19 protein-coding genes are annotated in these 26,503 nt (G+C 43.5%); 6 read left to right on the top strand and 13 right to left on the bottom strand.

Translation table 11 applies throughout. The features are described from left to right. Window positions 1-283: 283 nt before the first annotated feature. Both KKZ03_RS05190 and fucP read left to right on the top strand, forming a co-directional pair. On the top strand, window positions 284-2,473 hold the full coding sequence (locus KKZ03_RS05190; RefSeq protein ID WP_243220484.1) for a glycoside hydrolase family 3 N-terminal domain-containing protein: 2,190 nt from the start codon (window positions 284-286) through the stop codon (window positions 2,471-2,473). A gap of 12 nt (window positions 2,474-2,485) precedes the next feature. Next, window positions 2,486-3,805, top strand: coding sequence for an L-fucose:H+ symporter permease (gene fucP / locus KKZ03_RS05185; protein ID WP_243220483.1), 1,320 nt, complete (start codon window positions 2,486-2,488; stop codon window positions 3,803-3,805). A gap of 68 nt (window positions 3,806-3,873) precedes the next feature. Here the strand turns inward: fucP and KKZ03_RS05180 are convergent, their stop codons facing one another. Continuing rightward, window positions 3,874-4,455: a carbonic anhydrase gene (locus KKZ03_RS05180; RefSeq protein ID WP_243220482.1), complete on the bottom strand. Its 582-nt coding sequence runs from the start codon at window positions 4,453-4,455 to the stop codon at window positions 3,874-3,876. 289 nt (window positions 4,456-4,744) lie between these two features. Between KKZ03_RS05180 and KKZ03_RS05175 the strand changes: the two genes are divergently transcribed. Together KKZ03_RS05175 and KKZ03_RS05170 are read left to right on the top strand one after the other, a co-directional pair. Then, window positions 4,745-5,350 carry a TetR/AcrR family transcriptional regulator gene (locus KKZ03_RS05175; protein WP_243220481.1) on the top strand — a complete coding sequence of 202 codons (606 nt, stop codon included), beginning with the start codon at window positions 4,745-4,747 and terminating at the stop codon, window positions 5,348-5,350. Between the two features lie 59 nt (window positions 5,351-5,409). After that, a complete protein-coding gene (locus tag KKZ03_RS05170) occupies window positions 5,410-6,768 on the top strand; it encodes an MFS transporter (RefSeq protein WP_243220480.1) in 1,359 nt (452 codons plus the stop codon). A 125-nt stretch (window positions 6,769-6,893) separates the two neighbouring features. Here the strand turns inward: KKZ03_RS05170 and KKZ03_RS05165 are convergent, their stop codons facing one another. From KKZ03_RS05165 to KKZ03_RS05130, 8 genes are all read right to left on the bottom strand, one after another. After that, window positions 6,894-7,304: a biopolymer transporter ExbD gene (locus KKZ03_RS05165; protein ID WP_243220479.1), complete on the bottom strand. Its 411-nt coding sequence runs from the start codon at window positions 7,302-7,304 to the stop codon at window positions 6,894-6,896. Window positions 7,305-7,307: 3 nt separating this feature from the next. Next, a complete protein-coding gene (locus tag KKZ03_RS05160; protein ID WP_243220478.1) occupies window positions 7,308-7,970 on the bottom strand; it encodes a MotA/TolQ/ExbB proton channel family protein in 663 nt (220 codons plus the stop codon). A gap of 39 nt (window positions 7,971-8,009) precedes the next feature. Further along, a complete protein-coding gene (locus tag KKZ03_RS05155; RefSeq protein ID WP_243220477.1) occupies window positions 8,010-8,786 on the bottom strand; it encodes an energy transducer TonB in 777 nt (258 codons plus the stop codon). Window positions 8,787-8,939: 153 nt separating this feature from the next. Further along, window positions 8,940-10,328, bottom strand: a complete 1,389-nt coding sequence (locus KKZ03_RS05150; RefSeq protein WP_243220476.1) for a DUF3526 domain-containing protein — start codon at window positions 10,326-10,328, stop codon at window positions 8,940-8,942. Beyond that, a complete protein-coding gene (locus KKZ03_RS05145; protein ID WP_243220475.1) occupies window positions 10,325-11,737 on the bottom strand; it encodes a DUF3526 domain-containing protein in 1,413 nt (470 codons plus the stop codon). The genes KKZ03_RS05150 and KKZ03_RS05145 overlap by 4 nt, the downstream gene beginning before the upstream one ends. After that, complete coding sequence (locus KKZ03_RS05140) at window positions 11,734-12,459, bottom strand: ABC transporter ATP-binding protein (protein ID WP_243220474.1); 726 nt, start codon at window positions 12,457-12,459, stop codon at window positions 11,734-11,736. Before KKZ03_RS05140 ends, KKZ03_RS05145 begins: the two co-directional genes overlap by 4 nt. A 200-nt stretch (window positions 12,460-12,659) precedes the next feature. Then, a complete protein-coding gene (locus KKZ03_RS05135; protein ID WP_243220473.1) occupies window positions 12,660-13,913 on the bottom strand; it encodes a sialidase family protein in 1,254 nt (417 codons plus the stop codon). A gap of 62 nt (window positions 13,914-13,975) precedes the next feature. Beyond that, window positions 13,976-16,453, bottom strand: coding sequence for a TonB-dependent receptor (locus KKZ03_RS05130; protein WP_243220472.1), 2,478 nt, complete (start codon window positions 16,451-16,453; stop codon window positions 13,976-13,978). A gap of 343 nt (window positions 16,454-16,796) precedes the next feature. Between KKZ03_RS05130 and KKZ03_RS05125 the strand changes: the two genes are divergently transcribed. Then, the gene (locus KKZ03_RS05125) at window positions 16,797-19,283 is read left to right on the top strand and encodes a TonB-dependent receptor (protein ID WP_243220471.1); all 2,487 of its coding nucleotides are present in this window, start codon (window positions 16,797-16,799) and stop codon (window positions 19,281-19,283) included. Between the two features lie 110 nt (window positions 19,284-19,393). Here the strand turns inward: KKZ03_RS05125 and KKZ03_RS05120 are convergent, their stop codons facing one another. Beyond that, on the bottom strand, window positions 19,394-20,257 hold the full coding sequence (locus KKZ03_RS05120; protein ID WP_243220470.1) for a symmetrical bis(5'-nucleosyl)-tetraphosphatase: 864 nt from the start codon (window positions 20,255-20,257) through the stop codon (window positions 19,394-19,396). Between the two features lie 4 nt (window positions 20,258-20,261). Beyond that, window positions 20,262-20,639: a Co2+/Mg2+ efflux protein ApaG gene (gene apaG / locus KKZ03_RS05115; RefSeq protein ID WP_243220469.1), complete on the bottom strand. Its 378-nt coding sequence runs from the start codon at window positions 20,637-20,639 to the stop codon at window positions 20,262-20,264. 129 nt (window positions 20,640-20,768) lie between these two features. Here apaG and mpl point away from each other — a divergent pair, with 129 nt between their 5' ends. After that, a complete protein-coding gene (gene mpl, locus KKZ03_RS05110) occupies window positions 20,769-22,136 on the top strand; it encodes a UDP-N-acetylmuramate:L-alanyl-gamma-D-glutamyl-meso-diaminopimelate ligase (RefSeq protein WP_243220468.1) in 1,368 nt (455 codons plus the stop codon). A gap of 157 nt (window positions 22,137-22,293) precedes the next feature. Here the strand turns inward: mpl and KKZ03_RS05105 are convergent, their stop codons facing one another. Both KKZ03_RS05105 and KKZ03_RS05100 read right to left on the bottom strand, forming a co-directional pair. Further along, window positions 22,294-22,554: an HD-GYP domain-containing protein gene (locus KKZ03_RS05105; protein WP_243220467.1), complete on the bottom strand. Its 261-nt coding sequence runs from the start codon at window positions 22,552-22,554 to the stop codon at window positions 22,294-22,296. A gap of 63 nt (window positions 22,555-22,617) precedes the next feature. Further along, complete coding sequence (locus KKZ03_RS05100; RefSeq protein WP_243220466.1) at window positions 22,618-25,890, bottom strand: response regulator; 3,273 nt, start codon at window positions 25,888-25,890, stop codon at window positions 22,618-22,620. Window positions 25,891-26,503: the final 613 nt, after the last annotated feature.

Here is a 26,503-nt window from a genome sequence, read left to right as displayed (position 1 = left end):
TTAAGCGTTGTTAGCGCTTATGATCATCACGTGAGTATCAATTAAATCAGTGTCTCAGTACTCACTTTAAGTACTGAATCAGAAATTAGCGAATATTTGTTGGTGTAAAAAATAACAGTGTCATGCTTTGTAAGTTTATACTGATAGTGAAAACAGCATAAGCGCTCTTCTATCTGAAATGCCGTAAATAGCGGATTTTGGATCATAAAAACTAGCAGGAAAAAAGTTGCATATAAAAAATAGCATTTTGGTTTTTACACTATTTGTCATGGCGGGGTGTTCAGTGAGTGATCAAGAAGCGAACGGAGACATAGAAAATAAAGTCAAAAAGCTGCTGGCAACGATGACGCTTGAAGAAAAAGTGGGGCAGATGACACAGGTTGACTTTTCTGTTGTTGCTGTTCCGGAAGGCCAAACTGACGGTAATTTTATTGATCAGGCGAAGTTGGAAGATGCGGTATTAAAGCATCATGTAGGTTCCATTCTTAATACGCCCGTTACCCCGAATAACAAGGCACAATCCGTTCAGACATGGCGACTACTGATGCAGACAGTGCAAGGAGTTGCCGACAAAACACGCTTAAAAATTCCGGTAATATACGGAATTGATGGCATACATGGCGCTACTTATACGCAAAATGCGGTGTTATTTCCTCAAGCCATCAGTATGGCGGCTACTTTTAACCCTGAATTGAGCGTCAAGGAAGGAGAAATTACTGCCAGAGAATTGCGCGTTTCCGGTCTGCAATGGAATTTTTCGCCGGTAATGGATATTGGCCGTCAGCCGCTTTGGCCACGCTTATGGGAAACTTATGGGGAAGATGTTCATCTGGCCACTGTTTTGGGCACATCGTTTATAAAAGGTCATCAAGGTGATGATTTTTCCGCTCCCAATAAGGGACTGACTTGTTTGAAGCACTATGTGGGTTACGGCTTTCCGATTAACGGCAGAGACAGAACGCCTGCCTGGATTGGCGATAGAATGCTTCGTGAATATTTTCTGCCCACGTTTGAGGCGGGTATTGAAGCCGGATCACCAACCATTATGGTCAATTCCGCTGAAGTTGACGGTATTCCGGGACATGCAAACTATCATTACCTAACCACGATTTTACGCGATGAACTAGGTTTTAAAGGCTTTACTGTTTCTGACTGGGGAGATATTAAGCGTCTTTATACGCGAGATAAATTAGCGGCTACGGAAAAAGAAGCGGTTAAAATTGCAGTGATGGCAGGCGTTGATATGAGTATGGTGCCGTTTGATTTCTCATTTTATGATCTGTTGATTGAACTGGTTAACGAAGGCGAGGTGCCACTATCAAGGGTAGATGAAGCGGTATCCAGGATACTTGCCGTAAAATACCAGGCAGGACTATTTGAACCCAATGCGCCGGCTTTACCGGTAGAGACAACCGTTCAACTTGTTGAAGATAGAGAGGTTAATCTTCAGGCAGCCAGAGAATCTATTGTACTGGCCAAAAATGACAACAATAGTCTGCCACTAAAAAAAGAGTCCAGTATTTTGGTAACAGGGCCTACCGCAAATTTATTGAATGTAATGAATGGCGGCTGGACGATTACCTGGCAAGGTGACAATGAAAGTTTATATCCTCAGGACAAGTTAACGATTTTTGAAGCCATACAAAAGAAATCTGCCGGTAAAGTCACTTATGTTGGCGGAACGTCATATGATGCCGAAATTGATATTAAAAAAGCCGTTAAGGAGGCTAAAAACCATGACACGATAGTGTTGTGTCTGGGCGAGAAACCTTATACAGAAACGGCGGGTAATATTGACTCGTTAAATCTTGATCAAGCTCAAATTGATCTTGCCAACGCCATGATAGCAACCGGAAAACCGGTTATTTTGGTTACTTTGGGTGGTCGTCCACGCATTATTACGGCGATTGCTGAACAGGTTCCAGGAGTTATTTTAGGCTTTTTGCCGGGTATGGAGGGTGGTGTAGCCATTGCCGATATTTTGTACGGTGATTATAATCCCGATGGTAAATTGCCAATTACCTATCCCAGAGATACCAACGGTTTTACGCCGTATGATTACAAGCCCATGGAATCGTTTGAACAGAATATTTTTAATCCGTTATATCCATTTGGTCATGGCTTAAGTTATACGACCTTTGAAACCAGCGACTTGAAGACAGAGAAAGACAAGATCAATAGCGGCGAAAATATAACGGTTACTGTGACGGTTAAAAATACAGGATTGTTAAAAGGCAAGGAAACCGTTTTGCTTTATGTCAATGATGTTGCCGCATCCGTCACCAGACCCAACAAGCAATTAAAAGCCTTTAAGAAAATAGAACTTAATCCGGGCCAGGCTGAAAACTTAATCTTTACTTTAACGCCACACGATTTGTCATTTATTGGTGTTGATCTTAAACGAATTGTTGAACCGGGTGATTTTAAAGTAATGGTCGGTAATGAAACGGCTAATTTCGCGGTAATAAAATGAGACACGATTTACATGGTCAAGACAACTGACGCAAAAATGTTACCGGATAATTTATCGGATGGTGTCGATAAGAATTCTTATCTGGGTTCATTAACTCTGTTAACATCGCTGTTTTTTATCTGGGGGTTTATAACCTGTTTAAATGATATTTTAATTCCGCATTTGAAATCGGTATTTACCCTTAGCTACACGCAAGCCATGTTGGTTCAATTTTGTTTTTTTATCGCTTATTTTGTGGTTTCTGTTCCCAGCGGTTATCTGGTTGAAAAAATTAATTACAAAGGCGGAATTATTGCCGGATTATTAATAGCCGGCATAGGCTGTTTATTATTTTATCCTGCCGCAAGCCAGCATTCCTATCCGTTGTTTTTAGGGGCATTTTTTGTGTTGGCATCGGGAATCACGTTATTGCAGGTTGCTGCAAATCCCTACGTGACTATTTTAGGCAAACCGGAAACTGCCTCCAGTCGCTTAACCCTGACACAGGCATTTAATTCTTTGGGTACGACTATTGCCCCTTATTTTGGCACTTTATTGATTCTTTCTACGGCAGTTAAAAGCGCAGAAGAAATTAATCTGCTTAATGCGGAGGAGTTATCGGTGTATCAAGCAGCACAAGCTGCAGCCGTACAAAATCCTTATTTGCTTTTGGCAGCGGTTTTATTTTGTGTGGCGATCATTTTTGTCATGATCAAATTACCTGAAATTAAATCGACTGAACAAACGCCTGTAAATGCCGAAGAGTATTCTTTTGACGGTGGCCATGACAGTGCCTGGGGATATAAGCATCTGGTATTAGGTGCTATTGGTATTTTTGTTTATGTCGGTGGTGAAGTTTGTATTGGCAGTTTTCTGATTAATTTTTTGGGCGAAGCTAGTATTGCCGGATTAACGGAACAGGAAGCCGGCAAGTATGTTTCATTTTACTGGGGTGGCGCTATGGTTGGACGCTTTGTCGGAGCGGCAGTCATGCAAAAAATTAAACCCGGTAAAGCTCTGGCATTTAATGCGCTAACAGCAGCTGCCCTGGTTTTAATTGCTATTATGGGTAGCGGGTCTGTTGCCATGTGGGCAATTCTTTCGGTAGGCTTGTTTAATTCCATATTATTTCCCACCATTTTTTCACTGGCTATTAACGGCTTGGGAAAACATACCGGGCAGGGTTCAGGAATCTTATGTGCAGCTATAGTGGGAGGCGCTATTTTACCTGTTGTGCAGGGTATTTTCGCTGATCGTATCGGTATTCAAGCGGCTTTTTTTATCCCTGTACTTGGTTACTGTTATATTGCTTTTTACGGCTTGAACGGCCATAAATTTTCAGCGGTAAAGTGATTGTAAAAGCAATCATACAATTTAACCCTGCCCACACCTCAGGATATGGGCAGGATTAAAAGTCGTTTTTAGCTTGCTTTACCCGCTTCTGTTGCAGCAGGCACTTCAATTAACCGGCCTGATTTACAGTCGTAGATATAGCCGTAAACCGGAATGTCAGAAGGAACCAGAGGATGGTTCTTAATGCGAATAACATCTTCCAGTACACTTACCTCTTGATCTCTAATGGTCAGCCAACTGATATATTTGCCTTCTGCAGAACCTGGACCTTCGCAGCCGTCGTGCCAGCCGTTTGCATCGACGGAAGCCGTTTTTAAGCTGCTGCCCAACAAGTCACGCATGATCTCATCGGTAAATGTTTCCATACCACAGTCGGTATGATGAATAACAAACCATTCTCGTGTACCCAGTAATTTGTAGGAAATAACCAGTGAGCGGATGGCATCATCACTGGCACGTCCGCCAGCATTCCGAATAACGTGAGCATCGCCTTCGGACAGGCCTGCATATTTTGCCGGATCCAGACGGGCATCCATACAGGTTAAAATAGCAAAATGTCTTCCTGGTGGCATAGGTAAATCACCTTTGTCGCCAAAGTTATTCATATACTCTCTGTTTGCAGTTAAAACGTCATTAACAATTTTACTCATAAATACCTCTTATTATTGTGGGATTATCGGGTAATAACAGGCGGTTTGGCCTTATCAGCAAGGCATAAAAAGCCAAGCGCCAAAAAAACTACCCCACAAAAGTCTACTATAATAATCCAAGTAATTAAACAGCAAGCTGGGTATATTATTCGCAGGAAATCAGCTTACCTTCGGTATTAAAGATGCTTGCCATTTTATCGTTAAAAACATTACGGAGTTGAGAAGGATCAAAAAATAATAGCTGCTAATGCAATATTCCATCTTCGCTTAAAAATAAAATTGGTTAACTATGGCAAAACGAAGTGAGCATACTCAGGAAGAATTAAAGGCGTTGATTTTGTCTGCGGCAGAAACAATTGTTATTGAGGAAGGATTTCCAGCGTTAAAAGTACGCAGGATTGCGGCCGAGATTGGTTATACCGTTGGCAGTATTTATATGGTATTTATCAATATGGCTGATTTGATTGTACATGTTAATGCGAAAACACTGGATGCACTTTCGGCACAGTTAGGGCAAGTGCAAGCGTGCGGTGCAGAGCATTCAATTGAAGCTCTAGCCATGACTTACTTAAATTATGCCAGTGATAACTTTAATCGCTGGCGCACTGTGTTTGATTATGCCCCCACAGAAAAGACAGTAACGCCGGATTGGTATCAGGAGAAAGTAACCGATATTTTTAGCCCTTTTAAAGCGCAGTTTGCAGAACTTGTACCAGAACTTTCCGGGGATAACAGCAACCGAGCCGCACGAGCTTTATGGTTTGCTATTCATGGTATTTGTCTTCTTTCATTAACTGGACAGGATGATAAGACCCGTATTTATGATATAGAAGAAACACTGGTTTTATTGATCAGGAATTTTATCAGTGGGTGGCGCACAAATTTTATTAAATAGCAGCTTTTCTTCATATTAAAGGATAATGACTGTTAACACTTGTTATTGGTTTTCCTAATATGAATAGTACCCAGAATAAACCGTCTACTGATAAAAAAAATCAATTAACGGACAGGGCAGGGCGAAGAGAATTATTGGCATGGGCTTTTTATGATTTTGCCAATTCCGGTTATACCACCGTAGTGCAAACGACTATATTTAGCACTTATTTTGTTGGTGTCGTTGCGGGTATGGCACAAGGCGTTACACCGGGTTTATCGACCTTGCTTTGGTCGTTGGCTATTGGCATCGCCAATTTTATAGTGATGATTAGCGGGCCGTTAGTTGGTGCAATTGCAGATCATCGGGCCTGTAAGAAAATATTTCTGCTGATATCTTCTGTGGGTTGTATTGTATCAACAGCTTTACTAGCATTGGTAGGCCCCGGCGATATATGGCTGGGAATGGTGCTGGTGACTCTTTCCGCCATTATGTTTGCCAGTGGCGAAAATTTGATTGCGGCCTTTTTACCGGAAATAGTGCCTGAAGAAAATATGGGCCGAATGTCCGGTTATGGCTGGAGTCTGGGTTATTTTGGGGGCTTGCTGACTTTAGGCATTTGTCTGGCTTATATTACCTGGGCCAAACAACAGGGGTTACCGGAAACACATTTTGTTCCTGTTACCTTACTAATCACGGCTGCAATCTTTGCCTTAACAGCCGCGCCAACTTTTATCTGGTTGCGTGAACGAGCGATACCGGTTTTTTGGGACAAGAGCCTGTCTAATTTGCAAGTAAGTTATACGCGATTGCTGCATACCTTTAAAGAAGCGGCCCGCTTTCGCGATCTACTCTGGTTTTTGATAACTCTGGGCGTTTACCAATCAGGTGTTAGCACGGTAGTGGTTCTGGCGGCTATTTATGCACACGAAGTTATGGGCTTTGATACCCCATCATTAATTGTACTGATTATGGTTGTTAATGTGACGGCTGCAATTGGTGCTTTTATTTGCGGGTATTTACAAGACCGGATTGGATCGGTGCCTACGCTGGCAATGACTTTGCTGATTTGGATTGTTGCGGTGATCGTGGCGTTGTTGGCCAGTGAGCCTTTACATATGTGGATAGCCGGAAATATTATTGGTGTGGCCATGGGTGCCAGTCAGTCTGTCGGACGAGCTTTGGTCAGCAAGTTCTCGCCGGTTGAGCGGGCAGGTGAATTTTTAGGTTTATGGGGTTTGGTTAATCGGTTATCGGCTATAGTAGGGCCATTGAGCTATGGATTGATTAATTACTGGAGCGATGGAAATCATCGACTATCGTTGCTATCGACGTTGGCATTTTTTATTATCGGCCTGGCGTTGTTATCCAAAGTCAATGAAAGTCGGGGTAAAGCTGCCGCAACTAACCCCGATATAATAAGAGCCGACGCAGGTTAGCACGTTTCTTTAGATGACACAGATAACATCCGTTAGCGGGATGTTATCTGTGTCATCACGAATGATGCGCTTCACTGTCTTTCAGCACATCCTATAAAAGTGGTGCTTTCTTTTTGCATTTTGCCTTATTGTTCTTCAGTTACGAACGATAATTTTGTTATCCCCGCGTGTTGAACCGCTGCCATGACTTCTGCAAGCTTGGAATAAATCACGCTTTGATCTGCGTATAAATGTACGCCAATCTCGGGATTTTTTTCCAGTTCGGCTTTTAAGGCAATTTCAAGTGCGGCTAAATCAGTGACGGGGTTTTTATTGATGGTCATGATGCCTTGCGCATCAATACCAAGTTGTAAGGGCTGATCATCGATATTGGCCGTCGTTTCAACGGTTTTTGGTAACGTCACATGTACTGATTGTGTCAGTAGTGGCGCAGTAACCAATAAAATAATTACCAGCACCAACATCACATCCACTAACGGCGTGACATTAATTTCGCTTAACGCACTTTCATCGTCAGATTGAGGTTTAAATGCCATCAGTTATGCCTGCTCGTTTTTAGTGTTTAATGCCACGCTGAGAAAGCTGGCCACAAAGTTTTCCAGGCGCGTGCGTTGTATTTTTACGCGGCGCAGTAAAAAGTTATAAGCTAAAACCGCAGGTACAGCGACTGCAATACCAATAGCGGTAGCAACCAAGGCATCGCCAATCGGGCCGGCAACAACATCCAAACTGGTAGAGCCGCTGGCGGTAATTTCATGCATGGCATGCATTATGCCCAATACGGTACCAAACAAACCGACAAAGGGCGCTGTGCTGCCGATACTGGCCAACAATGTTAAGCCACCTTCCATGGAATGTTGCTCTTGTTGTAACTGAACGCGCAGGGCTTGTTCCAGCAATTCTGCCGAATCGCCACAATGTTGAAGTTTTGTTCCTGCCAAACGTTGATGTTCATCCAGCCAGGTTACGCCTTCATAAGCCAGTCGGGCTTGTGAGCCTTTGGCCAGGTCAGGTGACAGTTTTTTAACTTGCTGTAACTCGGGCAAATTCCAAAACGCTTTTTCAAAACGTTCATTACAACGGCTGTTATTAATAAATTGCCAGAGTTTAAAAAAAATTAGCGTCCATGTTATTACTGAAAAAACCAGCAAGGTATAAAGCGTTCCATTAATAATAATTTGGGGGGAAATATGGGTAAGCATGCAGTTATTATCCTTTATAAAATTTTCTAAAAGTGAGAGTTAGTGTTCAAGTTTGAATTGTAATTTTTGCACCGCGCGTTGCGTTACTGCGACACCGTTGACAATTTTTTCTTTAAATTTCCATTTGCTAATGGCGGTGAGTGCCGCCTCATCAAAAGTGTCTTCGGGCTCTGCTCCGACAACAACAGCATCATCCACTGAGCCGTCTGTTTGCACAGTAAATTCGACAGTTACCCAGCCTTCAATATGTCGACTGGCTGCACGAGGCGGATATTTTGGCGGTACGCGCACCAACGCCACGACACCGGAAACAACCGGGCCGCTGTCACCGCTTCCCCGTCCTGTGGTTGACGTTTTTGTTTTTGCGCTTGATGTTGATGGTGCCGAAGTTGCCGGTGCCGCCGCCGGCATTGGCACTGGCTCAAATTTAGGTAAAGCGACCACTTCTTTTATTTCTGTCGGTTTCGGCTTAGGTAGCGGCGCAGGTTTTTTTATCACGACCGGCTTTTTAACCGGCTTGGGTGGTGTTATGACGGCCTTGGGTTTTATAGGTTCTTTCTTGATAGCTGGCGGTGCGGGCGCAGGTTCTTTGGGCGCTTGTTTTAAAACCGGCTCAGGTTTCAACATCACCACTTCCATGACCACCAGTGGCTTTTTGGGTTCTGGTGCCGGCGCGCTTAATAAATACCACGCCAAGGCGAGATGTAACCCAACCACCACCGGCAATAGAACTCCTGCAACCAGACGCGATTTTTTCTGTTGTGCTGCGGGGTTAAATGTTGAGTGATTGAAATTAAAAGTATTTAATGAAGACATAAGCAATAACTGTTTATAAGTGTGTAGTTGTGTATCAATGCAAGTAATTATAACCAATTGCTAATTAAATAGCCTGTCAGGAACATGCATCAAATAAATTTGTTATAACTGTTTCTTGGAAAAAACCGGTATAACCAACATTGCCCCTATATTTTAAGGGCTGCCAAATTTTTTACGTAAAACCAGCAATAGCAGTAATAATACCGCTCCACTGAGTAACTGTTTTAAGATTACCGACCATTCTTTCTGATCTGTTGATGCCGAAATAGTTTGGAATGCGGGTAATTTTTCATAATCAGCCGCTGACAAATTTTCATTATGCATGATGCGAGGGACAAAAAAGGTCCGCCACTGATCTTCAAATTGATTAACGGCCTGGATATGTTCAGCATAACGCGCGGCATCAATACCCGCCAAACGATCTGCCATTAATACCGTTGCCAGTCCGGGTGATAACGCCGACCAACGCTCCATAAATTCAAAATGCGCTTTACGAACGCTATCAAAGCGGAACATTAATGGTCTTATTTTGCTATCAAGCTCCAGACTGGCAGGCATCGCAGCAATTTCACGGGGTAGTTCCTGCAAGGGCACAGACGGTGGATGATCAGGATGTGTCTGATACCAGATTGATAATAACTCCATTCGTTGTTTTGACGATTGTTCCTGAAGTTGTCGAATATCAACAATGGTTGTTAAACGGGACGGCATCGGGTCATGGTTGTTGGCCGCCCAGCTTAAACCCGCCGGCACGGCAAAAGTCGCAATCAACCATACTCCCAACATACCCACCGCTGCTGCTCCGGATGAAACCGGCAACAACAGAAAAAGTCCGGAAACCAGAATCCACACGCCGGTGAATACAGTGATAAAGGCGACCCAATGAATTGTTGCCTGCATGGTAGCGCCTGAATCCAGAGAAAATGCCAGCAGTGACGCTGCAATTGACGGTAGTAATACCAGCATCAGGCGCACGAAGAGTGCCGCAAATACCAATAGCCAGGGTCGTGTCATTTGTGCACAAACCAGGCTCCATATGCCTTTCTCCCTATCTTCCTGCACTAATCCATAGGTAAGTCCAATGACGGTTAATGGCAATAATAATGCCAGTATTGTAGCAAAATCAAGTAATCCCAGTTCACGTAATAACGGGTTAAACAATTGATCACTATTGCGTCCATCGGTATGCCGACTGCGGGTTGATATATTTATCTCGGTACCAGACAAGTCTGCTTGTCGTACACTCAGGGCCAGTCCCCCCAAGGTAGCAAGACGCAACGGTTCGGCGGTATTGCTGACAGATAATGCCGATGATTCTTTATGCTGATGTTGATTGTTACCGGGAGCATCGTGCATTTCTGCCTGTACTTGCCGGCTGGCAGATTTAACCGGATGCTGCAGAGCCTGCTCCCGAAATTGGCTGGCGGCAAGCCCTGACCAGATTGCGCTACTGGCCAATAAAATAAAAAATACGCCAATGACCCATAAATTGATGGGGTTACGTATAAAGCGTATCCACTCGGCATGTAGTAATAACATCATGGTTTAAGCCTTTTTGCCGACAGTAACAACAGTATTAGCGCAGCCATCAGCCAGCACAGCAAGACCAATAGATCCAGCCAGGCAGTATGCAGGGCAAAGCCCAGCAAAGGCGAGGCATAATTAAATGCCTTTACGCTTTGCCAGTCAGCATCATGGCCTTGAGCATTGTGCCCTGATCCGTGGCTACGTTCGCCATCCCAGGTATCGGTTAAATCAATAAAGTAATGTCGATAATTTTCGGCAGCATCTTCAAAATGACGTTGGTGTGCCAAATCCATACCGGAAAGGGTCATGGATATTGAGCGCATTGCTATGGTCGGGCCCAGTAGTGAGGCGATATGAATAAGGCGACTTTGCTGCTGGCATAGCTCACTGAGGTTATCAAAATGCAGTGCGTGAACGCGGCTGGAATAGCGATCATTAAAGTTGCGATTGAGCGCAGTAAAGCCTACAGGTAATTCTTCAACACTCGTTACGCCGTAATCTTTTAGTGTTTGGGCCTTAAATAGCGCAGCTCGTGCATCATGATCGCCATCGCTTGCCAAACCTTGCTGAATGTCTTGTTTGATGGCATTCCAGAATGTCGTCGCTGTGGGTATGGGTAGTATTATCTCTGCCGTTGTCGCACCCAGTCGTGGTGCAACCAAAACACTGGCCAACCAAAATGCCAGCAAGATAAACAGTGCCTGTCGGCTGCTTTTAAGCCACGCTGAAGCCGCCATGGCCAAAGCGGCAAATATCGCGTAATAAACCAAAAAAGTACTATTTAAGGCAAGCAATCTGAGCAGATCGTCACCAGTGAGAGCAAAATTTTGATACAAAATGAGTATGGCGACCAGCATGGCAGGCATCAACACCACCACAAACACAAATAACAAGCCGGTAAATTTGCCTAATAAAAGTTTGGTGCCTGATACACCCAAACTATACAGCATTCGCAACGTACCTTGCTCACGCTCTTGGGTTACGGCATTAAAAGCTAGGCCAATGATCAATAATGGCAGCAAGGCATATAATACAAAGCCTGCCGTTAACTGGCCAAAACGACTTGCCAGACCTTGATCGGCGGCAGGACTAAAGCGCACCCGATTGCGTTTGTGCGGCTCCAGCCAGAGTGCCTGACCGGTATATTGCCTTAAGCCGGGATCAATCGATGCCAGCGCGGAGTCGGGTTTGAATACATAAATACCAAAATGCGCAGCGGCATGAGGGTTCTTGACACCCTGACTATCCCATTGTTCCTTGGCGGTCTGGCCTACCCTCTGTTTTTCTTGTTGTAGCTGTTGTTGTTCATTGGCAGACGCCAGAAAAAAGCCGGTTAATACCGCAAACACTGAACATGCCAATAGCAAAAGTCTGCCATCTCTAAGTACCGAGAGCATCTCTTTGCGTACAATCGACAGGATCATTGCAAGCCCCGTGCATGTGCCAGATATTTTTGTTCCAGTTCATCATGTGCCACTGTATGGGCATCAAATTCTTCGACCAGACGTCCGGCTTTCATAATACCGATGCGATCGGCAACTTGCTTTGCATTGAACAGATCATGGGTGGCCATTAATATCGCCAGTCCTGAATCTGCGGCTGTACGTATCTGTTTGGCAAAATCGTTTGCTGCGCTGGGGTCAAGGCCTGAGGTAGGTTCATCCAACAGCATAACTTTCGCATGTTTTGCCGAGGCGATAGCCAGGCCCACTTTTTGGCGCATGCCTTTTGAGTAGGTCGATACGCGTCGGTCATGGGCATCAGCTTGCAGACCGGCATTTAAGAGCTGTTCATGCGCTTGTTGACGCGACACTTGAATACCCGCCAAGGCGCAGAAAAAAGTCAGATTTTCCAGTCCGCTCATATAATCATAGAGAGCGACATTTTCCGGTAAATAAGCCAATTTGGCACGAACTCCTGCCGGATTTTCGTCAGGCGACTCACCGTCTATATAGACATTGCCGCTGCTTGGTTTATTAAAGCCCAAAAAAGTACTGATAGTGGAGGTTTTTCCTGCGCCATTACCGCCTAGAAGAGCATAAACAGTACCTGCCGGCACCGATAAATTAAGGCCGTCAATGGCGCGGTGGTTTTTATAGTTAACGACAAGATTTCTGGCTTCAAGCACGGGTTTAATAGATGGCATGATGACGACTTAAATTTAGGTAACGAGTCATTGTTCATTAATGACCAGGTGTATTTGCCAAAGCTACGCAGACTTTAAAACCGGGTTTGCGACTATCTGGCAAATATTGAGAAGTTAACAATGGCTGCGAATTCTATTTATACTAACTAATGACAATCTGGTTCGGTGATATCCAAGAATTTTATTCGCAGGACATTACCTTATAGGTGTTTTAATTTATAGCCATGTTGCAGTGAGTGCCATGATAAATAAATAGCTTGTCCATCGCTGACCAGAAACGGTTCATCAATCATTTCAGTTGATTGGGCTATCACTTCTGGGTTGCTCCAGGTTTTACCTTCGTCTCCTGATTTTATTATTTGAATAGTGTTGTTGGTGCCGTCAAATTCTTGCCAAACCACGGCCACTTGAAGACCTAATCCCAAAACATGCGGATGACTGGCACCGTCATTACCAAAGTTCACCGGTTCGGAAAAACGTTGTCCGGCATCTTTAGAGTAAGCATAAAACAAACCTTGTCTGGACTCGGCGTTACTAAACCATACGGCATGATAGGTGCCGGCCTCAGTAATGGACAGTGCCGGACCATGATGAGGACAGGCATCAATTTCCCAGTTTTCATGGCTTAAACGAGTTACTTGACCCGGGGTATTCCAGTTTTTAAATTTAACGAGGGCATGATCACGTATTTTGCCATCAAAAATATGCCGCCAAATAATAACGGGCGTGTTGTCTGGAGCCATTGCCGTATCTATACGGCAGCATTCACAGGCATGGTCGGCGATACTTTTACTTGGCTGGAAATGTTTACCACCATCATCAGACCATGTGTAATAAAGGGTCAGGCCTTTAAATTCTTTACCGGCTTTCTTGTCGGCCTCGGTATGACGTGCGTCCAGCCAGGCAATAAAAACTTCGCCATTTTTGCCAATTGCCATGCTGTTAAAGCGATGTCGTATTATCTCGATATTATCATTAACGGTAACAGGACTGGAAAAGTGTTGGCCGCCATCGGTTGAACGACTAAAGCGTATATGGGTACTGCGCTTTTTATCCAGGGTGAGATCCCAGGTTAAATAAATCACGCCGTTATTATCCAGCTTTATTTTTGGGCGACTTTCGCCTTTGGCCGCAATCGCTTCAGCGACGGCATTGACCTTAACCGGTGTAGTAAAGCTTAAGCCTTTATCAGGCGATGATTGCACATAAAGAAAGTCATTGTTTACCCAGGTAACCCAGAGTACGCCTTTGCTGTCAAAGGTAGACGTAGCAGATTCAGAGCACTGGCTTGATGGTGCCGCAGCAGGATTGGCACAAATGGCTTTTTTGGTTGGCGGCAGGCCATGTTGATGCATGGGTTTCGCGTTGTCGGCGGATTTTATATCCGTCCCTGTTGCACAACCGGTTAAGGTCAATAGTGCAAGTAATAGCAAAGCAGTAGTCGTTTTTATCATGATATTTTTAATAAATGTGTGTGGTGGGCAAACAAATGTCTACCCACCCTACTATGTTATGCTCAATAATTATACTTTATCTGGGCAAAGTAAGTACGTGACGGGAAGGGATGAAATAACCAGACCTCTTGGTTGTTAACGTTATCAATACCTGCGGCAGCACTCACTTGTTTGGTGATTTGATATTTGGCGTGTAAATCAACAATAAAGTAAGCCGTACCACCAGATGCATAAGTAGCAGCATTGATATCACTATTATTTAACTGACTAAACTGTGCGCTACTATAGCGCCCACTGACTGAGGTGGTAATCTTGTTGGTCGGACGATAAGCAACCGTTGCGCTGGCACGCCACTCGGGAACCCGGGGTTGACGTTTGCCGGTTGACGGCTGATTGGCATTGGGGTTGGCGGCAGTAGGGCCGGCGATAACAGCAGCCGCATCGGCCTCGGCATTGTCGGTAATTCTGGAATCAGCCCAGGTGGCATTACCGTAAAGATCAATACCTTGTATGCCGACATCAGTGGCTTCACCAGCAACTTCAATACCGTAGGTTTGCGTTTCTCCGACATTTGAAGGGACACTGGAAACGCTATTATTGGACAATAAAGTTTGTTGCGTGAAAATAGCATCTTTTACGCGTTCCTGAAACAAGCTAAGACGCAATTTTCCGTTATCCAGAAAATATTCGTTAGACCATTCGGAAGACAGCGCTTCTTCTGGCTTGAGGTTGGGATTGCCATTGATAATGTTGGTTACGCCACCAGAAGTAACGGTAGTTGTTTGAAACAACTCGGTTACCGTCGCAAAGCGATAGGCTTGACCGATGGCGAGGCCGGTCTGTACTCGTTCCAAAGGCTTCCAGGTCAATTTTGCCTTGGGCGAAAATTGCAAATCATTACGGTTCGACTGATTCACTGTTTGCAGTGTAGTGCCGACTAAAGCGGAATTATAGCCATCGAAAGCATGCCAGTTTTCCAGACGTCCACCCAAGGTAAAATTCCAGTCTTTATTGAAATCCAGGGCATCCTGTAGCCAATAACCTTCGGTTTGGGTCTTGCCTTGCGAATTGGATCTCATGACACCAGTATCGTTGGCCTGCCAGTTACTAACATTATATTGCGGATTATCCAAATTGTATAAATCATGGTGAAAACCAAAGCTGACTTCATGCGTGCCCAACAGGCTAACGCCGGGTCGCCATATGCCCTTGGCATCGGCAGTATTCCAGCCGGTTCCGGTTAGACTGGTAACTGTGCCGGCACCGCTGTTGGCCGCTTGCGCAGGCGTTTGTGTCGATGTTCGACTTAAATCGTTACCATATTCAACCACGCTGCCTGCCAAATCCCAATCAAATTTTCCGCCGGTGTCGGATTTAAGGTTCATGCCGTGTGACCAATGCATTTGTTCTGCTCTGGTTTCTGCAAAACTGGTCGCGTAGACATTTCCGCCAACTTTAACATTACCACTATTGATCACATTACCGGCGCTATCACGTAGATAGCTTTCAAAGCCTGCATTGTTGTCATTCTGCCATAAACCCAGCGTATAAGCCGCATGGATGGTGTCAGTAATATCGTAGCCAAATTTCCATTTGAAATTGTCCTGCACGGTATGATTAAGATTTCCTGCCCCCAATACTTGCGCATCAACGCCATACGGGTTTTTATTGGCAATGGCTCCAGTGACTGCGGTTGCTCCAGCTAAAGCAGTTGCTTTGTTCTGGGCTGCTGTTCTGGTAACCCTGCCATTTACTACCGTATTCGTATAAGCGGTTGCCAATGGATTAATAAAAGTTATCGGCTGGCTATGGCTATCCAGATGACTTACATCAAAACGGAAGGCAAAGTCTTTGTAACGATCCCCGACATTGAAAGAATATTCCTGACTGTCGTAAGTATTTTTCTTGCCATAAAAACCATAATCCTGCCAGGTTGATTTTATATCACCACCAGCCTCAAATTTTTCCGGCATTTTGGTTTTAATATCAATCACGCCGCCCATTGAGTTACCGGAATAGGCTGCGGCAAAAGGCCCATACATGACATCAACCCGCTCAATTTCCGAGGGCGATACCATATTCCAGCGTGGTGACCCGGTATTGCCGTTGTTGTTGCCCAGCAAGGATGACAGCAGAATGCCGTCAGCATAGATCAAGCCGCGAGCACTAGCAGCCGTGCCCGACGTGCGCCAACCCACCGGTGCATTGGTATCACCGATATAACGTTTGCGAACCTGAATGCTGGGCATGTATTTAATAACATCTTCCGCAGTCATCGCATTGATGGTGTTATCAATTTTTTCGCTGGTCACGCTCTCTGTCGTAGTTGGCAGTCGGTAGACTTCTTTGGCAGTGGCGGTAGGTGCTATTTTTTCCGTGACCGTGATGGTTGGCATTTCTGCTTTCGCATTATCTGCGGTAGCTTTTTTGCCGGTAACGGTTTTTTGGGTTTCTGCAACAGCCAATGGTGTTGTCAGTATCAGTAAACAGATTAGTGCGTGTCGTGAATTAAGCGGGAAAGGTGGCTTGATAGAAGTCATCTTAAATTTCCGGGCTAAGAGTTAATATTGAATCTTGATATAAGCAAATATCAGGCCAAAGCTTTACAGCCCTTATTAACAGCTTATTTAGTCATTTATGGCAAAGATGTTTTTATAAAAACTGTGTTATATGACCTATTTTTTTTAAAAACTGTGTCATATGACACGGTTTTGTAAAGGTAAGTGGTAGCTTACAGCGCTGTGGCTAATATAAATCAAAGCTACCCCTCTAAAATAAGGCGATAGATAATATTGGCATAAATAGTGCTTAAAATATTTGTCGCTACTGATAAAATAGAAAAAAAGTAGCTTTTATTTTAACTTTAAAATGGAACATTTGACGATGGCCTATAGTAATCCACCTTTTCCGCGTAATATGCGAAATACCCTGCTTTGTGTGCTTATAATGAGCTCTCCTCTGGCCTTGGGCGAAATCATACAAAATAGCGAGCCTACCGACAAGGAAGCCTCTACAGATAAAAAGAAAAAAGCCGCTGCAATGGCATTGTCAGATATGGTTGTCACCGGTGTCTCGGACTCTGAAGATGGTCGACCTGAAACGCCCTCAAAAACCGATTTTGCAAGTCCTAAAACGACGGTGACCAAAAAAGACATTGAGAAAACCAATGCCGTCACTACCTCGGATGCCATTAAATACGAATCTGGTGTTGTTGTTCGTCAACGCTATATTGGGGACCCTAATGCCCCTGTCGGCATGCGTGGCTCCAATCCTTATCAGGGTGGTAGGGTGATGGTGATGATGGATGGCATGCCGATCTGGAATTCATTGCAGTATAGCTTTAACGGCTCTCCGCGCTGGGGTTTGGTTGGACCTGGAGAGGTTAAGTCGGTTGATATTCTTTCCGGACCTTTTTCAGCTGAATATAGCGGTAATGCGATGGGCGGCGTTATCAATATCAATACTCTGCTACCACAAAAGCGCGAGGTTTACACAGAAGCAACCTATATATTGCAACCGTATAAATATCAGGGAACGGATAAAAATCTGCAAGGGTTTAAAACCTTTGGTTCTTACGGCGACAAGTTTGGTGATTTCAGTAGTTATTTTTCCTATAACCATCTGGAGAATGAAGGCCAGCCAATGACAACTTATGGCTATTCCAATTCAGCCGGACCTAACGGCGGGCCATTATTACCCGCCGCTAGAGGTGCTGGCGTAGTCAATGGTGCTTATATGGAACAAAATCCCAAAGCCATTGGCACGCAGGCAAATCAAGGTGGTTATGCCGGCCAGCCACGTATTTCTTATGGCGATGCGGGTATCAGCCACTCAGTAGACAATCTTTATAAATGGAAAGGTGGTTATGCGATCACCCCAAAACTGGATGCCTTGTTTACCACGGCTTTTGAAGAGCTTGATGTAAACAGTACCGGCCAGACTTATCTGACCAATGCCGCAGGCAAACCGGTTTATGGTAATGGGTCTACGGCTTATAACTACAATGGTTTGAAATTAGTTCCTGCAAATAACAGCTTTGGAACCAGTCAACAGAATAGACAGACGTTTACGCTGGGTGGCGGTTTAAAAGGCAACATATTTGGCAACTGGAATACCAACACCAATATCAGTTGGTTCGATGTAATTAACGATCAGTCGGTTTCATCGACGTTAAATCCCAATGATCCCTTAAATAGCAATAAAGGTCAGGTTACCAATGTTGATAGTATGGGTTGGGTTAATGTGTCGACAAAATTCGATAACCAGGAATTTTTGGGCTTTAAATCGTTGTCATTTGCTACCGGCTACGAGTATCAACACTCAAAAATGTATACCAGTCAATATGGTTCGAATAATTATCTCGATAGTCAACAAACCAATCTCTCACTACGTAGTGGTGGCGCAACCGATACGCATGCCATATTCGGTCAACTAACCTGGCGTTTTATGTCGGATTGGGATGCGACTTTTGGTACCCGTCTGGAGCGTTGGAATATGTCCGACGGCGTATACACGTCCAACACGCTTAATGCCGCAAATGCGATTACCAAGACAGTAAATAATGCGCCGGCAAATCAACAGTCATCGGGTTTCTCTCCTAAATTCTCCTTGGGTTACGAGCCGGGACGCATGAAATTTCGTTACTCTTTGGGTCAGGCTTACCGGTTTCCAATGGTGGGCGAATTATTTGACAATTCCAATAGTTTAACCGGTAGTTCAACGGTTGGTAATGCCGCACTTAAGCCGGAAGATGGCATGCATCACAACTTGTTGGGAGAATATGATTTTGATAACGGCTATGTTCGATTGAATCTGTTTCATGAGAACGTGAGTAATGCCATTTATAGCTCGTACATATCAAACTCGGCGCTTGGCAAAGTACCCGCAGGCAATTATACCAGCTCGCTGTCCAACATTGGTGAAGTCGAGATTAATGGTATCGATTTTACCGTTAATCAAAACCAGGTTTTTAATTCCAATTTTGATATTAAACTCGATACAACTATTCTAAACTCGGAAATTCTGAAAAACGATAATGACCTTAATTATGTTGGCAAAAGTTTTCCGTTGCTGCCTAATTTTCGGGCCAACCTGTTGGCGACTTATCACTATGGCAGGGATCTGGATTTTTCGGTGGGCACCCGTTATCAGGGCAGAATGTATTCGCAGTTGGATAATATGGACTTACAACTTCCTTATTATGCAGCCTTTAATGAATCGGTGTATGTGGATTTAAAAGCCACTTACCATTTCAATGATAAAAAAGGTCATGTGTCTGCAGGTATAGACAATATCAACGACTATCAGGCATTTTTCAACCATCCCTTACCACAACGCACGTTCATTATGCAGGCCGGTTACAAGTTTTAAACAATACGTTACCGCTGTTTTCGGTGCCTGAAAGATAAGTCCCGGAAGCTGCGGTTTTATGGTTTAAAAAGTAGTAATAATGACCCGGTTTCTCTCAACAAACGGGTCATTTAAGTCATTTCTTCAAGCGTAGGTGTGACAATATAATCATTTTTGTTGGGTTTCTTATAGCCTTTACAATCAATACTGATTCGCTGTACCTGTTCACCCAGCTTTATTGCGGTCAGTTGTCCGCCCCACAAACAGCCGGTATCAATGGAATAACAATTGGGACCTTCGTAGTAGCTCAACGTAGACCAATGTCCAAAGATGATGCGCATATCAGCATTTTTACGTTTTGGCACTTCAAACCACGGTAACAAATTTTTAGGCTGGGAACCTAAAGGACCGCTGTTGGCAAAGTCAAGGCGGCCATTAACATCGCAATAACGCATACGCGTAAAACAGTTAATAATAAAACGTAATTTTGAGACGCCTTTTAAGCTGGTTGACCAGATATTAGGTTTATTTCCGTACATTTGTTTTAAAAAGTCCTGATAATCAGGGCTTTTTAAAGTCTTTTCTGCCAGCAAGGCCATTTTTTGAGTTTTTTTAAAATCCCATTGAGGCGGTAAGCCGGCATGAAGTAAACAGAAATCATCGTTATAATGAAACAGTGGCCGATGTCTTAACCAATCAATTAACTCATCCCGATCAGGTGCTTCAAGTATTTGACAGAGAGTATTCTTTTTATCGGCCACTTTGGGTAAACACGATGCGGCGAGTAAGTGCATATCATGGTTGCCAAGCACCGTAACGGCCGAATTTCCTAGTGATTTAACAAAGCGCAAGGTTTCCAGGGACTTGGGCCCACGATTAACCAGATCACCTGCAAACCACAGTTGATCGGTGTTTTCATTGAAAGAAATGGTATCAAGTAGTCTTAATAAATCATCAAAGCAGCCTTGTATATCACCAATAGCATAAATAGACATTTAATTAGTGCAGTGTTCTTGGAATGGATAAAGTAAATTGGGGGATTTGGGCATTAAAATTATCACCTTCATCCGAATGCATTGTATATTGGCCCTGCATGGTGCCAACCGGAGTTTCAAGTATTGCACCACTGGTGTAACGAAACATTTCTCCCGGTTTAAGATAAGGCTGTTCGCCAATAACGCCATCGCCTCTTACCTCCTGAACTTTACCATTGGAGTCGGTAATTAACCAGTGACGATTAAGCAGTTGTGCAGGCACAGTGCCTTTGTTAGTGATAGTGATGGTATAGGCGAATACATAACGATCCTTTTCAGGAGCCGATTGTTCGGCTATGAAATAGGGTGTCGCTTCAACTATTATTTTGTTTTTTTCGGTCATTATCAGATCATATAGGGATTATTTTATGAATATTTCACAGCAACTTATCATTAAACGCAAGTAACTATTTCATATCAATAAATAAGCCATGAAAAACCTCTTCTTTTTTACAATTATCAGGACACGACATTGCATATTCACATCTTAGGTATTTGCGGAACATTTATGGGCGGACTTGCCGTGATTGCAAGGCAGTTGGGCTATCAGGTCAGTGGTTCTGACCAAAATGTCTATCCGCCAATGAGTACACAATTACAACAACAGGGTATTGAATTGATGGACGGCTATCGCGCTGAAAATCTCGATGGCAATCCCGATCTGGTCATTATTGGCAATGCTTTGTCACGCGGTAACGTGGAAGTTGAAGCGGTATTAAATAGAGGCCTGCATTATGTATCGGGACCGCAGTGGTTGGCAGAGCATGTGTTGCAAGATAAGTGGGTGCTGGGTGTGGCAGGAACTCACGGTAAAACCACTACAGCCAGTATGCTGGGTTGGATACTTGAGCATCAAGGCTTTCATCCGGGATTTTTAATCGGTGGTATTCCGCTAAATTTTGGTATTTCAGCACGTTTGGGGGGCTCTGAACTGAAAAATAAGCCCGATTTTTTTGTCATTGAAGCTGATGAATATGATTCCGCTTTTTTTGACAAGCGCTCAAAATTTGTTCATTACCGACCACGCACAGCAATACTGAATAATCTGGAATTTGATCATGCTGATATTTTCCCTGATCTGGACGCGATAAAACGCCAGTTCCATCATTTGGTTAGAACCATTCCCGGTGAAGGTTTAATTATCAGTCCTGAGAGTGATGCCAATATCAACGATGTTTTGGCTATGGGTTGCTGGACGCCTGTTGAAAAAACTTCGATTAATGCCGATGCCTTATGGAATGCAAAACTGCTTAAAGCCGATGGTAGCCAATTCTCGGTAGAGTTTGAAAATACGGAGCAAGGTATAGTCGATTGGCCTTTGACCGGTGAGCATAATGTTTACAATGCGCTGTCTGCCATCGTTGCGGCAAATCATGTCGGTATTTTGCCAAAAGATGCCATAGCCGCTTTAGGTCAATTTATCAATGTTAAACGGCGCATGGAAGTGATTGCCAAAATTAATGGCGTAACGCTGTACGATGATTTTGCCCATCATCCGACCGCAATTGCCACAACGTTGGATGGTTTGCGTAAACAGGTAGGGCAGGAGCGTATTGTTGCTATTGTAGAGCCCAGATCAAATACCATGCGTTTGGGTGTGCATACAGAAACGCTGGCAAAATCGCTGGCTGATGCTGATCTGGCTATTATTTATCAGCCGGAAAATCTGGATTGGGATTTAAGCAAGCTGAAAAATTACGCCAACAATATTGAAATCTGTCAGTCGCTGGATGATATTATTGCCAAACTTAAAGTTGAAGCGCGTTCAGGCGGACATTTTGTATTAATGAGTAACGGCAGTTTTGGGGGTATTTATCAACGCCTGCAGGACGAATTGTAGCCCGGTGACTGTTAAATAACATCGCTTTGAAAATAAGAGTGGCGGGATTGCAAATCCTGCCACGCTTTGGAAAATTAAAAACGTGAAGATTGGATTACATATATATTCTCTACTTTTAATCATTACCATCAAGCAGACAGAGGCGCTCTGTGCGAGATTAAATGTCACCATAAAGTGGCGCCCATGCATCCTTAATCTCAAGGATTTCCGCTTGAATATCAAAAAAACAACTGACGACTCTTGGATCAAAGTGCTTCCCGGAACCCTCTCGTATAGTTGCAAAAATAGCTTCCAACACCCAAGGTTCTTTGTAAGGGCGGAGCATGGCCAATGTGTCAAATACATCAGCGAGTGCTACAATTCGGGCTGATTCAGGAATGCCAAAGCAGCTACCATCTCGTTTTTCATAATGGTTCAATGCTTGATTTACGACAGCGGATATTGATTAGGCTGAAAATCAAGATCCAGTCTTACCGGTAGTCTATTCAGTTACGTTAGATAATATTTGGGGATATTTCGTCCAATGTTGAATCAGTGTCATTAACTCCGGCACGTTGAAAGGCTTGGCTATAAAATCGTTCATGCCCGCAGCCAATGCATCATTTTTCAGGCTCTCAAAAGCGCCTGCCGTCAATGCTATAACTGGTAGCTCTGCAAAATCAGGATTCTGGCGTATCTTTTGGGTTGCAACATAACCATCCATACGCGGCATTTGAATATCCATAAGGACGATATCCACACTATGGGGATACTTTGATAGCCAATGCAGTGCTTCCTCGCCATCATTAGCCGTACTGACCAAAGCACCTTCCCCCTCAAGAATACTTTTCACTACTTCACGATTAATTTCACTATCATCGACCACCAATACCCTGACACCGGGAATTTTTTGGCCAGATATTTTTATAGGTACTTCCAGCGCTTTTATATCGGAGTCTTTCAGTAAGTCCAAGGCGATTTTATAAAGTGTGGATGGCGAAATCGGTTTACTTAATAGTGCATTAATATGGCTAATAGCAGGTAGTGATTTGAGGGATTCTTGGGAATAGGCAGAAACCAACAATATAATGGGGATATAATTTGGCTGATTACTTTTATTGCTTATCATCTGACGAACGGCGTGAGCTGTTTCCAAACTATCCAGTCCCGACATTTTCCAGTCCAGTAGTACTAAATCGTAAGGTCTTTGACTATTAATATACTCCTGTATGTGAAATAGCGTAGGTGGACCTGATTCAACTGCATCCGCATGCCATCCCAAGCTGCGGACTGTCGTTAGCAGCGCTTCACGAGCGATGCTGTTATCATCAATAATCAGAACATTAAGATTAGTAAGTTTGGACGGTGCATGCTCTATTTCAGTATTTCTCTGTAGTTGCAGCACGAACGAAAATTCGCTACCTTCACCAATAATACTATTGAGCTGCAGTTCACTACCCATTAGATTTACCAATTTTTGACTAATGGTTAAACCAAGGCCGGTGCCGCCAAAACGGCGGTTAATGCTGCTGTCAGCCTGAGTGAATGCAGAAAACAGATGTTTTTGCTGATCAAGGGAGATACCGATACCGGTATCCTTTACCACAAAACGCAGTTTGATTTGCTCATCCAACTCTGCTTCAATAGTCACGCGTAATACCACCCCGCCTAGATCAGTGAATTTGATTGCATTACTGAGTAAATTAACCAAAACTTGCTGTATACGTAACCCATCACCGATTAATGAATTTACATCAATAGGTGGCAAAATTTTTAGTTCCAGATCTTTGTTGTTAGCCAAGGTCGACATCAGTACGGTTAAATTATCAAGAAGATCCAATAATAGAAAGGGTACCTTTTTAACCTCCAATCTCCCTGCTTCAATTTTGGAAAAATCGAGAATATCATTGATGATTATTAATAATGACTGGCCTGCACCATTAATTTTGCGCACCAAATTGCGGGCATCCTGACTTATCGATTGCTGCTCCAACAGATAACTGAAGCCCAATACGGCGTTCATGGGTGTGCGAATTTCGTGACTCATGTTTGCGAGAAAGTTACTTTTTACCTGAGACAAATGTTCGGCTTGCTTGCGTGCCTCGTTAAGTTCTTCGGTACGGTTGTTAACCAGCTTTTCAAGATGATCACGGTATTGAAGTAACTCTTCTTCCTGCTTTTTTCGATCAGTAATGTCTTGCTGAATTGAAATAATATGTTGAACCTCACCCTGATCATTGATGACGGGTGTGTTAGTCAGCTCTTCCACATACAGTGAATTATCTTTGCGACGGTTGATGAGTTCACCATGCCATATTTGACCGCTGTTGGCCGTTTGCCAAAGATCAATGTAGACAGAAGGATCTTGTTTACCCGAATTAATCAAGTCTGCAGGTTTTTTACCAATCGCTTCGAGCGATGTGTATCCTGTCATCGCTATAAATGCCGGATTGACCCATTCGATAACACTTTCGGGGTCGGTAATCATGATGGCATTGGCAGCAGCTTCCAAAGCTGCCGCTTGTAAATTACGAAGGTCATCTGCTTGTTTACGTGCGGTAATGTCCTGAACCATACCGCTTATAGTGCACGGATGTCCTGATTTATCGAACTTGTGGCGACCCAAAACCGAAATCCAGTGGATTGATCCGTCAGCGTGGCAAATACGACATTCTATATCCCAATTGCTATGATTAGTTTGAGCTTCAGTGAAGCATTTTTTTACTATCGGACGATCCTCAGGCAGTACATGACTGAGTAAAGTCCCATAATCCCATTTTGGCTGCAAGGTGTTATAGCCAAAAATCTGGTCGTGTTGAAGTGTCCGGAAGGTTGTTTTATTAATCAGGTTTAGTTCCCAAGCTCCGGCTTTGAGCGTTTCTAAAGCAAAGTTAAGTCGCTGTTGGTTATCAAGTAGCTGTTTTTCGATTAACTTACGATCGCTAATGTCGATGATCAGGCCACGGAATAGTTGTAGTTCGCCTTTGCTGTTATAGTCTGGCTGACCACGAGTCATTAACCAGCGCTCATTGCCTGGTACAGGTAATGCCAATCGCCACTCAAAACTAAAGTCATCAGGGTTTTTAATGGCTTTATTTAGTATCAACTCAGCAGCAGTTATATCTGCCGGATGAACGATGCTACGCCAGAGTTCGTAGCTGGCAGCTTGATTGTTCGGATCCAGGCCAAATAATTCCCAAATGCTGTTGGTCCATTCATGTTTATGGGTTTGTGTATTCCATTCCCAAAGGCCCGCATTGGCAGCCGACAGAGCTAATGTCAAGCGATGTTGAGTGTCATCTAATTGAAGTGAACTTAAATGTTTTAGTCTTATCCTCGAACGGTATAATTTCTCAAATACTACACTGACGATCAGGCTCAAAATCATAAAAGAGACTGTCGAGAAAACCATGCGTTCATCGGTGATTTGCAGCGAAAATATCGGTGCAATAAAGAAGTAGGCATTGATTGTAATCGATACTACGATTGCAATTAAACCACCAATAAAGCCACTCAATGAAGAGCAAAAAAACACGGCTGCGTAGAAAAATACCCAGCTGCCTTCGGGTAAATATGACGGTACTTGCCATTTTATGATCCCGGCCAACATCGGAATCAATATAAAAACAAGCAATTTAAATGGTTTAGGAAAAGTCTTTAGCGCATTCATATTGAAACGAGAGGAAATCTCAGTGATTAGTCGAATAATGGACAAGAAAAGACTTGGGTAATTTCTTGCGAATAATATACCCGGCTTGCCGGTCTTTTTATTCATTGACTGCGGTATCAAAAAATTACGTAGTCAGCTACGCACCTATTTTCCCGCCTCGTCAACTACTTCTAAGTATTTGCAGTCGTTGTAAATAAACAAAAATTCAGCACCACTTGGGTATAGTCATTCTCGTTTAAAAAACTGTTGATAATATCCGATTCACTCTCTTCACTATAGCTCTTCAGAGCCTACTGAAGTAACGTAGCTAAAATAGGAATAAATACTGCAATTGGCAAACGCTTTAATTGCGAACGTTGAGAACACAAAAGTAAGAACAGACCTACGTAAAACTAGTGATGCAGCTTACATCTTATGCATTAACTGAAGTAAAGCAAGGACTCTTTATAGTCAGGCGTAGTACATATAAATAAAAGCCATTTATAAACAATTAGTTAAAACAGTAAAAAAATATAAAAAAATTATATAAAAACTTAATCTATTAATTTTACGTTAATTGTAAATGCAGATATTATGTTGGATGATTTTCTTAAATAAGGTGATCTCCAGGAATTAATACACCTGCCTTGCCGGTCTTGTTATGCATTTACTGTGCTTTCAAAATACCAGTTACGTGCCTATCTTTCCGCCTTGGTAACTGCCTCTTGCATGCTTGTAG

This window comes from Methylobacter sp. S3L5C, from assembly GCF_022788635.1.
In the GTDB taxonomy this organism is placed as follows: Bacteria; Pseudomonadota; Gammaproteobacteria; order Methylococcales; family Methylomonadaceae; genus Methylobacter_C.
This window is presented reverse-complemented; position numbering and strand designations above follow the sequence as displayed.

Bases quoted from the DNA above. Each gene is read 5' to 3' on its own strand.
- KKZ03_RS05130 (WP_243220472.1), bottom strand. From the start codon at position 16,453: ATGACTTCTATCAAGCCACCTTTCCCGCTTAATTCACGACACGCACTA.
- KKZ03_RS05150 (WP_243220476.1), bottom strand. From the start codon at position 10,328: ATGATGTTATTACTACATGCCGAGTGGATACGCTTTATACGTAACCCC.
- KKZ03_RS05175 (WP_243220481.1), top strand. From the start codon at position 4,745: ATGGCAAAACGAAGTGAGCATACTCAGGAAGAATTAAAGGCGTTGATT.
- fucP (WP_243220483.1), top strand. From the start codon at position 2,486: ATGGTCAAGACAACTGACGCAAAAATGTTACCGGATAATTTATCGGAT.
- KKZ03_RS05120 (WP_243220470.1), bottom strand. From the start codon at position 20,257: ATGTCTATTTATGCTATTGGTGATATACAAGGCTGCTTTGATGATTTA.
- KKZ03_RS05155 (WP_243220477.1), bottom strand. From the start codon at position 8,786: ATGTCTTCATTAAATACTTTTAATTTCAATCACTCAACATTTAACCCC.
- KKZ03_RS05180 (WP_243220482.1), bottom strand. From the start codon at position 4,455: ATGAGTAAAATTGTTAATGACGTTTTAACTGCAAACAGAGAGTATATG.
- KKZ03_RS05140 (WP_243220474.1), bottom strand. From the start codon at position 12,459: ATGCCATCTATTAAACCCGTGCTTGAAGCCAGAAATCTTGTCGTTAAC.
- KKZ03_RS05135 (WP_243220473.1), bottom strand. From the start codon at position 13,913: ATGATAAAAACGACTACTGCTTTGCTATTACTTGCACTATTGACCTTA.
- KKZ03_RS05160 (WP_243220478.1), bottom strand. From the start codon at position 7,970: ATGCTTACCCATATTTCCCCCCAAATTATTATTAATGGAACGCTTTAT.
- KKZ03_RS05170 (WP_243220480.1), top strand. From the start codon at position 5,410: ATGAATAGTACCCAGAATAAACCGTCTACTGATAAAAAAAATCAATTA.
- KKZ03_RS05165 (WP_243220479.1), bottom strand. From the start codon at position 7,304: ATGGCATTTAAACCTCAATCTGACGATGAAAGTGCGTTAAGCGAAATT.
- KKZ03_RS05125 (WP_243220471.1), top strand. From the start codon at position 16,797: ATGGCCTATAGTAATCCACCTTTTCCGCGTAATATGCGAAATACCCTG.
- apaG (WP_243220469.1), bottom strand. From the start codon at position 20,639: ATGACCGAAAAAAACAAAATAATAGTTGAAGCGACACCCTATTTCATA.
- KKZ03_RS05100 (WP_243220466.1), bottom strand. From the start codon at position 25,890: ATGAATAAAAAGACCGGCAAGCCGGGTATATTATTCGCAAGAAATTAC.
- KKZ03_RS05145 (WP_243220475.1), bottom strand. From the start codon at position 11,737: ATGATCCTGTCGATTGTACGCAAAGAGATGCTCTCGGTACTTAGAGAT.